This window comes from Alcaligenes parafaecalis (genome assembly GCF_026344135.1).
Classification (GTDB): Bacteria; Pseudomonadota; Gammaproteobacteria; order Burkholderiales; family Burkholderiaceae_B; genus Alcaligenes; species Alcaligenes parafaecalis.
In genome coordinates this window covers 86,820-100,707 of sequence record NZ_JAPKNA010000002.1, presented here as the reverse complement: position 1 = coordinate 100,707, position 13,888 = coordinate 86,820, and the positions used below count along the sequence as shown (strand labels likewise).

General features: G+C 57.2%; 10 protein-coding genes. 2 read left to right on the top strand and 8 right to left on the bottom strand.

Going from position 1 to position 13,888, the window contains the following annotated elements; all coding sequences use genetic code 11:
• Positions 1-10: 10 nt before the first annotated feature.
• The gene (locus OSH09_RS07405) at positions 11-2,635 is read right to left on the bottom strand and encodes a cation:proton antiporter (protein WP_266120952.1); all 2,625 of its coding nucleotides are present in this window, start codon (positions 2,633-2,635) and stop codon (positions 11-13) included.
• 288 nt (positions 2,636-2,923) lie between these two features.
• Between OSH09_RS07405 and OSH09_RS07400 the strand changes: the two genes are divergently transcribed.
• The gene (locus OSH09_RS07400) at positions 2,924-3,361 is read left to right on the top strand and encodes a DUF2946 family protein (RefSeq protein ID WP_266120604.1); all 438 of its coding nucleotides are present in this window, start codon (positions 2,924-2,926) and stop codon (positions 3,359-3,361) included.
• Positions 3,362-3,459: 98 nt separating this feature from the next.
• Entirely contained in the window at positions 3,460-5,511 is a 2,052-nt protein-coding gene (locus OSH09_RS07395) for a TonB-dependent copper receptor (RefSeq protein WP_207872544.1), read from the top strand.
• 252 nt (positions 5,512-5,763) lie between these two features.
• On the opposite strand, the gene rpoH is transcribed toward OSH09_RS07395, so the two are convergent.
• The 7 genes from rpoH to OSH09_RS07360 form a co-directional block, all read right to left on the bottom strand.
• Complete coding sequence (gene rpoH / locus OSH09_RS07390) at positions 5,764-6,660, bottom strand: RNA polymerase sigma factor RpoH (protein WP_222669112.1); 897 nt, start codon at positions 6,658-6,660, stop codon at positions 5,764-5,766.
• Between the two features lie 287 nt (positions 6,661-6,947).
• Positions 6,948-7,841, bottom strand: a complete 894-nt coding sequence (gene fghA / locus OSH09_RS07385) for an S-formylglutathione hydrolase (RefSeq protein ID WP_266120603.1) — start codon at positions 7,839-7,841, stop codon at positions 6,948-6,950.
• 130 nt (positions 7,842-7,971) lie between these two features.
• Positions 7,972-9,078 (bottom strand): S-(hydroxymethyl)glutathione dehydrogenase/class III alcohol dehydrogenase, encoded by a 1,107-nt coding sequence (locus OSH09_RS07380; protein WP_207872547.1) that lies wholly within the window; start codon positions 9,076-9,078, stop codon positions 7,972-7,974.
• A 152-nt stretch (positions 9,079-9,230) separates the two neighbouring features.
• Positions 9,231-10,472 (bottom strand): cardiolipin synthase ClsB, encoded by a 1,242-nt coding sequence (gene clsB / locus OSH09_RS07375; protein WP_207872548.1) that lies wholly within the window; start codon positions 10,470-10,472, stop codon positions 9,231-9,233.
• 47 nt (positions 10,473-10,519) lie between these two features.
• Positions 10,520-11,371 carry an endonuclease/exonuclease/phosphatase family protein gene (locus OSH09_RS07370; RefSeq protein ID WP_207872549.1) on the bottom strand — a complete coding sequence of 284 codons (852 nt, stop codon included), beginning with the start codon at positions 11,369-11,371 and terminating at the stop codon, positions 10,520-10,522.
• An 18-nt stretch (positions 11,372-11,389) separates the two neighbouring features.
• Positions 11,390-13,177, bottom strand: coding sequence for an aspartate--tRNA ligase (gene aspS, locus OSH09_RS07365; RefSeq protein ID WP_266120602.1), 1,788 nt, complete (start codon positions 13,175-13,177; stop codon positions 11,390-11,392).
• Between the two features lie 42 nt (positions 13,178-13,219).
• On the bottom strand, positions 13,220-13,879 hold the full coding sequence (locus OSH09_RS07360; protein ID WP_189392817.1) for a DUF502 domain-containing protein: 660 nt from the start codon (positions 13,877-13,879) through the stop codon (positions 13,220-13,222).
• Positions 13,880-13,888 lie beyond the last annotated feature (9 nt).

Here is a 13,888-nt window from a genome sequence, read left to right as displayed (position 1 = left end):
CTCGCTTTTTTTATGCTTCCACCTCGGAAGGCTCTGCCTGCCGCACCCAATTAGGGGGCGATGGCGGGCCAACAAAGCTTTCCGCTTCACTCAGGGCATGGGCCAGACCAAATAAAGGTGGCAACTCCTCGTGCTGGCGTTGGCCAGACTCAAATTCCTGCCAAACTTGATATGCACGTCGCCGCTGACGCGCAACGGCCTCGATTTTTTCACTGAAGATCGGATCTTTGCTTCGTATGGCATCAAAATCACGCTCAGTCAGCATCAACAAACGGCTATAGCCTAAGGAGCGAGCCTCACCCGGGTAATCGCTGTGTTCCACAACGTTGACCTCGCCAATACTCTGGCCAGTACCCAGCTCGACCAGGCTACCGTCCGGCAAGATGACCTCCAAAGCCCCAGAGCCGACAAAAAACATGACGCGCATGCCGCCGTAACGTAAATGGATAGTTTGATCCGGCAAAGCCAGACGAGGGCGTACACGCCGCGCCAATTCTTTTTTTGCCTGATCAGAAATACCGTCGAACATGGGCACTTGAGCAATAAGCTCCATGGCGCTCATGGCCATATCCAAGGTGGGGCGCTCGTCCAGATAGCGCCAACGCTGGGTGATCTGTTTGACCAGATCCGCGTACATCTCGCTGGTAATCAAGGAGTGCGACAACATGGTGCGATAGTGAGCCCGCTCCTGCGAGGCGGCCACACGTGCCAGATATGATTCCTGCAACCACTGCGCGAACACCGGGTACTGCAGCGTCAAAGAGTGCAAGGCATCTTCCAGTTGGGACAGACGCAACTGGTGAGCCTGCACAATGGTGCCGGTGGCGGACTGTCCCAATAAAGGGGCCAGCTCGGTTTGGGCGAAACGGATCAACCGTTGAGCCACCGAACGCTTGGCAATCAAATTGGAGAATCGCTTGTCCAGTTCCCGTACCAGCCAGCCTTGCATGTCAAAGAGATAATGCAAACGCAGGGCGGCACGAAAGCCCCGGGAGTAACGCAGGTCTGTGGCAATCGCCGCTTCAAAACCTGCCAGACCAGCTAAACGCACCGTATCGTTCATGCGCTCGGCCCGGCTCAGCAAGGACTCGGCGGTTTTCCAATCCACAATCTGCGATTTGAGCAGCTCGTAAAACAGTTCCACTTCACGGGCCGACAGAATCGCCATGCCCATCTTCACTTTCTGCGCTTCGGTCAGGCTTTGGATCTGGCCTGATGCCACACCGGCCTGGCTGGCATCAAAAACCGTACACAGGCGCTCGATCACCTGTGGTTTGATCTGCTCTTGCCGCCCCAGCTCTTCGGTCTTGTCGCGCAACTCCTCCAGGGCCAGGCTCACCGCCTGATCTCGTAAATGACGCTCCAAAGGGGTTAACTGATTCAAGCCCAGGCGACGAATCAGAGGCCGCAGGCTGATCCCGTTCACAAACAGGGTCAGCAGGACGAAGCCGGTCGTTGCTACCCCAATGAACTGGCGCACATCATGTGGGATGGCATGTTGTTCAGTAACCGCTAGTGCCAGCGCCAAAGAGACAGCACCGCGCAAGCCACCCCATAGAATCACCACCCGATACGGACGGCTGACTCGTGTACCGAAGCGGGTACGTCCCAGCAATGGAAGCACACCAAACACCATCGCAGCCCGTGCCAGCAAGGTCACGGCAAACAGCAAGGCCACCAGCCCGATCTGCATCCAAGTGATTTCGGCCATCAGACGCGGAATCAGCATGGCGGCAAACAAAAAGATCAGGGAATTGGCCAGAAAACCCATCTGCGTCCAGGAACTGCTCAGCAGCTCGAAGGTGGCAGGCGACATGCGCGTGCGACCTGTGGAGCCCACGACCAGCCCCGAGATCACCGTCGCCACCACGCCAGATACGCCCAGATAATGCTCGGAGACAAAGAAAGCCAGGTAGGCCAAGGAAATCGTTAGTGTGACTTCGGCCGCAGGCCAACCGCGCAGCAGCACAAACAGGCCACTGGCCAAACGCCCCATGAGAAATCCGGCAACACCACCGCCCAGGAAGCTGAACAGAAAGCTGCCCAGCACGGTGCTGCCGCTTAATTCGCCACCTCCCGTCAAGACGGCCAGCAGAACCGAATACAAAGCGATAGAAGCGGCGTCGTTAAACAGGGCCTCGCCTTCTACCAAGGTAGACAAGCGTTTAGGTGCCCCGACTTCACGAAAGATACCGACCACGGCCACTGGATCTGTAGTCGCCACAATCGCGCCCAGCATCAGGCACACCACCAAACCATAGGAAGAGGCTGCATTCAGGGCGTAGCCCACGGCAAAGGTACAGACCACCACGGCCACAATAGCCATCATTAGGATGGCGCCAATATCGTCGAGCAAGCGGCGCAAATTCATGGCCAGCGAGGTCTCGAACAGCAAAATTGGCAAAAAGGCGTAAAGAAAGGTCTCGGAGGAGATGTCGAAGGCCTGCAAGGTATTCAGGAAGTCCGACACCATTTTTGGGGCCCAGGCATGCAGGTGCAGCAAGATGCCTAATGCAAAGCCGATCAGGGCCAGGAGTACGGAGTACGGCAGTCGCAAGCGTCCGGCCAAAGGCGGCATAAAGGCAACCAGCCCCAACAGGCCTGCCAATCCAAAAACAAACTGCCCAATCTGCATCGCGACATCCTTTGTCATCTGCATTGAGTCGATCGGCATGGGCATGCGCACTCAGGCATGGGCAGGCCAGATCGGCACGGAAAATCCCCCCGCTTTCCGTATGAATCAGGATAGCGCCTTTTTCTTGCAGCACAGCCGCCAAATTACCTTTTTCCTGGAAAATTTACTTTTTTTGGCCTATCGCCTCACTTCGGGGAACACCAGGCGACACCAGCAAGTTAATACGGCGGCTCACTCTCTGCGCCAGCGCAAATTAAGCGCAGAAATAACTGGTTATACTTTCGCATCATGAATTTCCCGCGCACCTTCCTCGCTGCGACACACTGGCCCCACCGCGTGGGCCTGTGTTTGTTACTGCTGGCAGTGGTGTTGCGCGGCATCGTGCCTGCGGGCTATATGCCCAAACAGACCGATCAGGGTTACGCCCTGGCCTTCTGTCTACCCTCGGGGCAAAGCCTGCCCCCGGAAATGGTTCAGCACTGGGCCGCGCTTTTTGGCGACGACACAACGGACCATTCAGACGAGGCCACCACCAGCGCGACCTGTCCCTTCTTTGTCATGCTGCAAGCGGCGCTGACGCCTGCTCCTGTTGCGGTCGTCACGCCCTTGAGCCTGGGCCATTTCCGTCCCTTCCTGCTTCCCCCTCTTAGCTCCGCCCTGGCCCAAGCCTTTATCCGTGGCCCGCCTGTGGGGCAACGCGCACCGCCCGCCCTTCTTCCTGCCTGATTCCCCGCGTTCGGCCCTGCCGCTACGCCCTCTACCTTTTGCTGCTATCGACCAAGCGGGCTTGCCGCTGGACGATGGTCGCCCTACGGAATTTAGTCATGAAGAAATTGTTGACCCCCGGCCTGATCAGCGCCGGTGTTCTGGCCTGCGTACCCACCGCCGTACTGGCCCAAGCCACGGTAATTGAACAGCTCAGCCCCATTGTGGTGACAGGTGTTGCGCCTGAATCCCCCCTGCAGTTCAGCACCAACCCCAAACTGCCCCGCCTGCCCCTACCCGCCAGCGACGGCACGGATTATTTAAAAACCATCCCCGGCTTTGCAGCCATCCGTAATGGCGGCAGCAATGGCGACCCCGTACTGCGCGGCATGTTCGGCTCACGTCTGGCCGTGCTGACCAACGGTAGTTCCATGCCCGGTGCCTGCCCGTCGCGGATGGACGCCCCTAGCTCCTACATTTCACCCCAGTCTTTTGATGAGCTGACTATTATCAAAGGCCCGCAAAGCGTACGCTGGGGTCCCGGTGCCTCTGCCGGAACGGTACGGTTCGAGCGTAAGGCGCCCGGTTTCACAGAAAAAGATGCCACCTTGGACGCCAGTATTCTGGGCGGTTCGGCGGGCCGTCACGCGGGGAATGTGGACTTTGCGGCTGGCAATGCCTCCTACTATGCCCGCCTGACCGCCAATCAGGATCGCGCACAGGACTATAAGGATGGTGACGGAGAACGTGTCCCCTCGCGCTGGAAAAAATGGAATACGGATGTAGCGATTGGCCTGACTCCCGATGCCGACACTTTGCTGGAATTAAGTGCCGGAACAGGCGACGGCTATGCCCGTTACGCCGGTCGTGGCATGGACGGCACGAAATTCAAGCGTGAAACCCTGGGTCTGCGTTTCAAGAAAGACATGCACGAAGGCGTGCTGCGTAATGTAGAAGCTCAGCTCTATTACAACTACGCCGACCACGTGATGGATAACTACGAGTTGCGTCCCTTCAAACCCGGTGGCGGCATGTCCATGCCCATGGCCTCCAATGTGGACCGCCTGACCTGGGGCGGCCGCTTCAGCATGGACTGGGCGCTGAGCGAGGACCTGACGCTAACCACCGGTGCGGATGCCATGCGCAGCCGCCATCGCAAACGTAGCGGGATGGGGATGCAGGATTACCGCGATCAGGATTGGGTAAAAGACGCGGAATTCGACAATATCGGCATCTTCACCGAGGCCCGTTGGGATCTGAATGATTCCAGCCGCCTGATTGGTGGGGCACGCCTGGACTGGGCCAGCGCCCGCGATCTGCGCCCCACACTGGGTAGCGGCATGATGAGCAAACCCAACCCTGGCGCCAATGAACGCCGCAAGGAAACCCTGCCCAGCGCCTTCCTGCGTCTTGAGCATGACCTGGAATCCCTGCCCTTGAGCCTGTATGCCGGTGTTGGTCATGTACAGCGCATGCCAGACTACTGGGAAATGATTTCACCTGCCAGCGGCCCACAAGGCAGCGGCAGTGCCTTCCTGGGGATTCAACCTGAAAAGACGACGCAGCTCGACATCGGGGCGCAATACAAGGGCGAGACGGTCTCGGCCTGGGCTTCCGCCTATATCGGCCAGATTCAGGACTACATTCTGTTTGATTACCTGCCCGGTGGCATGATGGGCACCAAAACCCAGGCCCGCAACGTCAACGCCCGCATTATGGGCGGTGAATTAGGAGCGGATTGGAAAGCCAACGCGAACTGGACGCTGGGCAGCAGCCTGGCCTATGCCTGGGGTCGCAACAGCACGGATGGCCGTGCCCTGCCGCAAATGCCACCGCTGGATCTGCGCCTGACGGCGGACTATGTGCAAGGCCCCTGGTCCGCAGGCGGTGTCTGGCGCATTGTGGCCAAGCAAACTCGCTACGCACAAGGGCAAGGGAATGTGGTGGGCTATGACTTCGGGCCTACGGGTGGATTCAGTACCTTGTCGCTGTATGGGGGCTACAAAATCAACCGTAATCTGTCCCTGACTGCGGGCGTAGATAATCTGTTCGACAAAACTTACGGCGAACACCTGAATCTGGCCGGGAACAGTGGTTTTGGGTTTGGAGCTGCCACGCGCTTTAACGACCCTGGTCGTACCGTCTGGTTGCGTGCGGCCTTGTCCTTCTGATCCTTGTGTGCTGTTCGGGCCTTTGCGGCCCGACGGCCCAATAAGCAGGAAATTTCAGGGCAAAAAAAAGGGACACCTAGCTGGTGTCCCATAAACATCCGCTTCAAAAGGGAGGGGAAGAGGAGAAGCCGAAGCGGATGCGCAAATGCCGAATTGCATAGGTGGCAAAAATCAGCAAATGTATTGTTTAGTCCGCGAAAATCAGCTTAAGTTCTTCGGATTCCCCGAAAAGTTGTAACTCTTTAAAACGACTTAAACCGCGCCAGCCAAAGCGACGCGCAGCTTCTTGAATGCAGCCACTTCGATCTGACGGATACGCTCTGCCGACACGCCAAATTCGGCGGCCAGATCGTGCAGAGTGGCACCGCCATCGTCCTGCAACCAGCGGGCGCGCACAATGCGCTGCGAACGCTCGTCCAGCGTATCGATAGCTTCTTCCAGGCCGCTGCCTTCCAGCATGTCCTGGGCACGGCGCTCCAGCACGCGTGTCGGTTCCTCGTGTCCTTCATCGGACAGGTAGGAAATAGGTGCAAAATGTTCATCGTCGTCGTTGGCCGGGGCTTCCAGAGCCATATCGTGACCGGACAGACGCACTTCCATTTCACTGACGTCCTGCGGGCGTACATCCAATTCACGCGCAATGGCGTCAACCTGAGCAGTATCCAGCGTTTGACCATCTGGACGCATGCGACGCAAATTGAAAAACAGCTTGCGTTGGGCCTTGGTGGTCGCCACTTTCACCATGCGCCAGTTGCGCACGACATATTCGTGGATTTCGGCCTTGATCCAGTGAACGGCAAAGGACACCAGACGCACACCGCGATCGGGGTCAAAGCGTTTCACGGCCTTCATCAGGCCCACATTACCTTCCTGAATCAGGTCGGCGTGAGGCAAGCCATAACCCAGGTACTGGCGGGCAATGGAAACCACCAGACGCAGGTGCGACAAAATCAGTTCTCGTGCAGCGTCCAGGTCATCCTGGTCGCGCAGGCGCTGACCCAGCTCGGTTTCGCGTTCAGCGCTGAGCATGGGCAGGCGATTAACAGCAGAAATATACGCTTCGATCGTCCCCAGTGCGCCTGGATTAGACACGGCGGCGACCAGATCATTACCAGACGTCAGGGCCAAAGCGTTCGCTTGTTGTGTCATGGAAAATCCTTCAAAAGTCAGCCGGCGAGAGCACAAAAACAAGGCCCTCAAACCGTACAAAACGTATTTCAACAATCATTGAGTTTAGCACTCGATGCTCTGGAGTGCTAAAAATTTCGAATACAGGAATAAGAGTGTCGCAGCAAGAAAAAGTTCACTACTGGAGGGAAAACTACAGCAAATCGGTGGGCAGAACACCACAAACAGGCAAAAAACCGTGGCTGATTGAGCGTAACGCCTTCTTGCCCACCGAAAAATAACAAAGTGCGACCTAGTTTATCCAGCGATCACAGTCGCTCGGCGTGGAAATTCAGATGGTCCTGAATGAAGGTCGAGATGAAGTAGTAGCCGTGGTCATAGCCTTCGTGACGACGCAGGGTCAAAGGCTGTTTGGCCTGCTCGCACGCCTGCTCGAATACTTCCGGATACAGTTGTTCGGCCAGAAAACCATCGTTCAAACCCTGATCGACCAAAATACCGGCGGGATACGGCGTGCTGGTCTTGGCCATCAAGGCACTGGCGTCGTGCTGTTCCCAATCCTGGCGATCCTGACCCAAGTAGGCACCAAAGGCTTTTTCGCCCCAGGGGCAGCGTGTTGGCGCCGTAATGGGAGCAAAGGCCGACACGGAGCGGTACTTGCCGGGATGGCGCAGAGCCAGCGTCAAGGCACCGTGGCCACCCATGGAATGACCAAAAATGCCTGCGCGGCTAGCATCGCCCGGCAGGATGGTGGTGACCAGATCAAACAGCTCCTGGGTCACATAGCTTTCCATGCGGTAGTTCTTACTCCAGCCAGCTTGGGTCGCATCCAGATAGAAGCCGGCACCGGTTCCCAGATCCCAACCCTCGTCCTCCCCTTCTACTCCGGCGCCACGCGGGCTGGTGTCGGGGGTGACCAGCATGATGCCGTGCTCGGCAGCATAACGCTGGGCACCGGCCTTGATCATGAAGGTTTCTTCGGTGCAGGTCAGGCCTGCCAGGAAAAACAGCACAGGCACACGGCCTTGGCCGATGGCGTCTGCCAGGCTGGCGGCACCCTTCTGGGCTCTGGCCTGTAATTGCGGCGGCATATACACAGAAAAACGCATGGGCAGGCCAATTGTCTGCGAAGCGTGTTGGTAGTAGCGCTGCCAACCATCAAAACAGCGGTGTTCGTTGAGCAGTTCCAGTGTCTGAGTCATAGCCCCCTCGTATTCTCAATTGCAGATCCGGCCCCAGGTCGGGTGACACGCCCAAAGGCTGCACACACGATCTCTGAGGCCGGGATAAAGGGCACAGGCTAGTGCCTGCCCCCTCTTCAAGCGACTTCTATTAGTACATCACCACCGAACGGATGGATTTACCGGCATTCATCAGGTCGAAACCTTCGTTAATGCGTTCCAGCGGCAGAGTGTGGGTGATCAGATCGTCGATATTGATCTTGCCGTCCATGTACCAATCCACAATTGTCGGTACGTCGGTACGACCACGAGCGCCACCAAAGGCGGAGCCCTTCCATTCGCGGCCGGTCACCAACTGGAATGGACGAGTGGAGATTTCTGCACCGGCTTCAGCCACACCAATAATGATGGACTGGCCCCAACCACGGTGGCAGCACTCCAGCGCCTGACGCATCACCTTGGTGTTGCCGATACATTCAAAGGAGTAATCCGCACCGCCGTCTGTCAGTTGAATAATGTGGTCGACCACGTTTTCAACCTCATTGGGATTCACAAAGTCGGTCATGCCGAATTGCCGAGCCATAGCTTCGCGCTCGGGGTTGATATCCACGCCAATGATCTTGCCAGCGCCAACCATCTTGGCGCCCTGGATCACGTTCAGGCCGATACCACCCAGACCGAACACCACCACGTTAGCGCCCGCTTCCACTTTGGCGGTGAACAGCACAGCGCCCAAGCCTGTGGTGACGCCACAGCCGATGTAGCACACCTTGTCGAAAGGAGCGTCGTTGCGAATCTTGGCCAAGGCAATTTCCGGCACCACGATATGGTTGGCGAAAGTCGATGTGCCCATGTAATGGTGCACAGGCTTGCCACCGATGGAGAAACGCGACGTTCCGTCCGGCATCAGACCCTTGCCCTGGGTAGAGCGAATCGCCGTACACAGGTTGGTCTTGCGCGACAGGCAAGATTTGCACTGGCGGCACTCGGGCGTGTACAGAGGGATCACGTGATCGCCGGGACGCAGGCTGGTGACACCCGCGCCCACATCCAGTACCACGCCTGCACCTTCATGGCCCAGGATGGCAGGAAACAAACCTTCTGGATCAGCGCCAGACAGGGTGTAGTAATCGGTATGGCAAATGCCCGTCGCCTTGATCTCGACCAGCACTTCGCCCGCTTGGGGACCTGCCAGATCGACCTCTTCAATCGTTAGCGGAGCGCCCGCTTTCCAGGCAACTGCTGCACGTGTCTTCATGTGGTCCACCCTCCGGGTAAAAGTAATTATGGTTACGGCAAACTCGGTCCTTCGGGACCAAACTCTTAAAGTATAGAGAGTATTTTATAAGGCTCTGCCCGGCTGTCGGCACCTTGTATGGATAAAGGCCCGCGCAATCGGCCCGACAAGCCTCAATACAGAGACGATTTACCTGTTAACAGCACGCCCAGGCGCAACATACCATAGGCCAGATAATCGCCCATCCGGCTAAACAGGCCCAGACGCTGGTACTGCTCCTGGTAAACCCGCGCGGCATTGTGCTCGATTTCGTACTCCAGCCTGGACTGCAGGTTTTGCGTAAAAGGCGCGTCCTGAATCAGGACATTGGCCTCACGCGCCAACAGCAGGCTGAACGGGTCCAGGTTGGACGAACCCACCATCGCATAATCATCAATGACAGCGACTTTGGCATGCAAATAACTGGCCTTGTACTCGTACAGCTCAATGCCATGATCCAGCAACTGGCCATACATGAATCTACAGGCCCGATATTGCAGGAAATACTCGGCATGGCCTTGCAATAGCAAGCGCACTCGCACACCACGCTCGGCGGCCTGTTCAATACGCCGTCGCAATGTACGACCAGGAAAGAAATAGGCATTGGCCAGGATGACTTGCTCTTGCGCCTTGCACAGCAATTGCAGATACGCCTGCTCAATTTGCTGGCGATGCCGCACATTATCCCGCAGCAACAAACTGGCCCGTATCCCGTCAAACACCTGACCAGCCTGCTCCGCCTTCTTGCGAGCCTGACGTCGCTTGCGCCATTCGCGCCAGGTGGTAAAGCGCTGCGTGAAACTGTCCCAGTCCTTGCGTCTGCGCCAGGCCATGCGCAGCCACAAGGCCTGCTGCGCACGCACCATATCATCCACAATCGGGCCTTCACAGCGCACGGCGAAATCAAAGCGCGGCCTGCCCTGCCCGTTGATCAAGGGCACATCATCAAAATCATCCAGAATATTGATGCCACCGACAAAGCCAATGCGCTCATCGACCACCAGCATCTTTCGATGCAATCTGCGCAGACGACGCAAGGACAGGCGCGGCTCACGCCAGCCTTGTGGCTTGGGGCGATAAATCCGGTAGCGGGCGCGCATTGCCTTTAATTGCTCGGCAATCTGCAAGGCATGGACATCGCTGCCAAAACCATCGATCACCACACGCACGCGCACACCGCGCTCACAGGCCCGCCGCAAGGCGTCCAAAACGCTGTGGCCGCTGTCATCCAGATTGAAGATATAGGTTTCCAGATGCAGGCGCTTTTGGGCCTGATCGATAGCCTCGCAAATAGCCGGAAAGAACTCCTGGCCGTTTTGCAGCAAGGTAATGTGATTACCTTCGTGCCAAAGTGGATCGCGCTTCAGACTTGGCATGCTTGCTAGGCCCATGCGTTAAGAAACCACTGAACGGCAAAGCCCCTTTAGGGCAGCTCCAGCTCAGTCAAAATAGGGGCGTGGTCAGAGAGCTGCTTCCAGGGCTCGCCCACCAGCACACGGGCATTACGCACCGCGAAACCACGCTGATAGACACGATCCAGACGCAACCAGGGGAACGCTGCCGGGAAGGTGCGTGGTGGTGGCGTCATGCGTGCCGCCCCATTCACGCCAAGCTGGATACCTTGATCCGGCACCACCAAACCGCTTTTACGCATGGTGCGCAGCCACTGAATGGGTTGGCGCAAGCGGAACCGCTTGTCAGCCTGACCACGAGGCGAGAAAGAAAACACTTCGTACAGATTCAATTGCTGCACAAAGATCGGCGCCAGCCGGTTGTTCCAGTCGTTGAAGTCGCCTGCGATCAGCAAAGGCTCGTCCGCCGGGACAATACGCTTGATGCGATCGAGCAAAGCCTGAACCTGACGAACCCGCCCGCCATTGAACAAGCCCAGATGGACCACAATGCAATGCACCGGACGGCCACCTACATCCACAACGGCATGGAGCAAACCGCGCTGCTCCATACGGTGGTCGGAAATATCCTGGTTTTCGTACTGCAAGATGGGGAAACGCGACAAGAGCGCGTTGCCGTGGTCCGTATGAGGACGAACCACGTTGCACCCGTAGGCCGTATTCATGCGCAAGGCAGCGGCCAGGGATTCGTGCTGGGCGTCCAGACTACCTTGTAGCTGGTTACGCCCCTGCACTTCCTGCAAGAACAACAGGTCAGGAGACAGTCCGTAAAGTCCCAGGCGCAGATCTGCCAAAGACTCCCGTTTGCCCGAAGCCGAGCGGCCTTTGTGAATGTTGTAGCTAACTACCCGAATCACTGACACGCTGTCCCCCGATCTGACTTACTTGTTTTCAACAGCCCGCAGACGAATGTGCAACTCGCGCAGTTGCTGCTCATCCACAGCCGATGGGGCCTGGGTCAGCAAACACTGAGCACGTTGTGTCTTGGGGAAAGCAATCACGTCACGGATCGAATCGGCACCGGCCATCAAGGTGACCAGACGATCCAGACCCATAGCCAGACCACCGTGAGGAGGCGCACCGTATTGCAGCGCATCCAGCAGGAAGCCGAACTTCAGTTGTGCTTCTTCAGGACCAATGTTCAGAGCATTGAACACTTTGCTTTGAACGTCGGCACGGTGAATACGGACCGAACCGCCACCCACTTCCCAACCGTTCAGCACCATGTCGTACGCCTTGGCGAAGGCTTTGCCGGGATCTGTTTCCAGCAGGTCTTCGTGGCCATCTTTGGGGCTGGTGAACGGATGGTGAGCCGCAAAGTAACGGTTTTCGCCTTCGTCGTACTCGAACATCGGGAAGTCCACGACCCACAGGGGTTTCCAGCCTTGCTCGACCAGACCGTTTTCTTTACCGAATTCGCTGTGACCAATTTTGATGCGCAGAGCACCAATGGCGTCGTTCACGATCTTGGCTTTGTCAGCACCGAAGAAAATCAGGTCGCCATTCTGGGCGCCGGTGCGCTCCATGACCTGCGTCAGAACCTCGACGTTGATGTTCTTGACGATAGGCGACTGCAGGCCTTCAGGAATCGAGGTGACATCGTTGACCTTGATGTACGCCAGACCCTTGGCACCGTAGATACCCACGAACTTGGTGTAGGCGTCGATTTCGCTGCGGGGCATGGCGCCACCACCGGGAACACGCAAGGCCACCACGCGGCAGGAAGGATCGTTGGCCGGTGCGGAGAAAACCTTGAAGTCCACTTCACGCATCAGGTCAGCCACGTCCACGAACTCCAGCTTGACGCGCAGGTCAGGCTTGTCCGAACCGTAGCGCTGCATGGCTTCAGTCCAGCTCATGGTGGGGAATTTAGGCAGTTCCACGTTTTGCACGGTACGGAAAATGTGCGTGACCATGCCTTCAAAGATTTCGCGAATCTGCTCTTCGTTCAAGAAGGAGGTTTCGCAGTCGATCTGGGTGAATTCTGGCTGACGGTCAGCGCGCAAGTCTTCGTCGCGGAAGCACTTGGTGATCTGGTAGTAACGGTCAAAGCCGGACACCATCAGCATTTGCTTGAACAACTGGGGCGACTGGGGCAGCGCGAAGAATTCGCCTGCGTTCACACGCGAGGGCACCAGGTAGTCGCGAGCGCCTTCAGGGGTGCTCTTGGTCAACATGGGGGTTTCAATATCAATGAAACCCAGGTCGTCCAGATAGCGACGGGACTGCATGGCCACTTTATAGCGCAGCATCAGGTTGTTCTGCATTTGCGGACGGCGCAAATCCAGAACACGGTGCGTCAGACGCGTGGTTTCGGACAGATTGTCATCATCCAACTGGAAAGCAGGCGTGACCGAAGCGTTCAGGATTTCGATTTCGTCGCAAACGATTTCGATCTCGCCCGAGCGCAGATCAGGATTGACCGTGCCTTCAGGACGAGCCTGAACGCGGCCGGTAATGCGCAAGCAGTACTCATTACGGATACGTTCGGCCACTTCAAAGGCCTGCACGTTGTCGGGGTTGACGACAACCTGCGCCAGACCCTCACGGTCGCGCAGATCAATGAAAATCACACCCCCGTGGTCGCGGCGACGATGTACCCAGCCAAACAAATTGACCGTCTGGCCCAGGTATTCTTTGGAAACCTCGCCGGTATAACACGTACGCATCTAGGATGACTCCGAAATAGTAAAAACTGCAAATTGGAAAATTCAGGTTCCAGCCAAGGGGGGTGCCCCATCGGGCCCTTCCGGCTGGTCAGAAACAGGGGGTAAAGCGATCGGCTCGGTAGGGCCAACCACTCCCATGGATACGATGTATTTAAGCGCCGCATCCACTGTCATGTCGAGCTTGTGTACATCCGCCCGAGGCATCATCAGGAAAAAACCGGAAGTCGGGTTGGGCGTGGTGGGCACGTAGACGCTGACAAAATCGTCTCCCAATATCTGCGCCACTTGTCCGCCCGGCGTACCAGTCAAAAAGGCAATGGTCCAGGAACCGGCCCTGGGATACTGCACCAGGACGGCCTCGCGAAACGCCTGACCATCGGGTGCCAACACCGTATCACTGACTTGCTTGACCGAATTATAAATGGAACGCACCAAAGGAATACGCCCAAGTAGCAATTCCCAACGATCCACCACTGCGCGGCCCAGGTAATTGGCCGCCAGCAAACCCGTTCCAAACAAGACCGCCAGCACCAGCACAATTCTAAAGCCGGGAATCCGCAGGCCAAACAGGGCCTGCGAGGACAGAAACTCCGGCACCACGCTCTCCAGCGTTTCGATCAGCAAGGTCATCACCCATACGGTGATGACCAGGGGCACCCAGATGAGCAGGCCAGTGACGAAATAACGCTTGAAGGGGCGCATAAGAAGTGG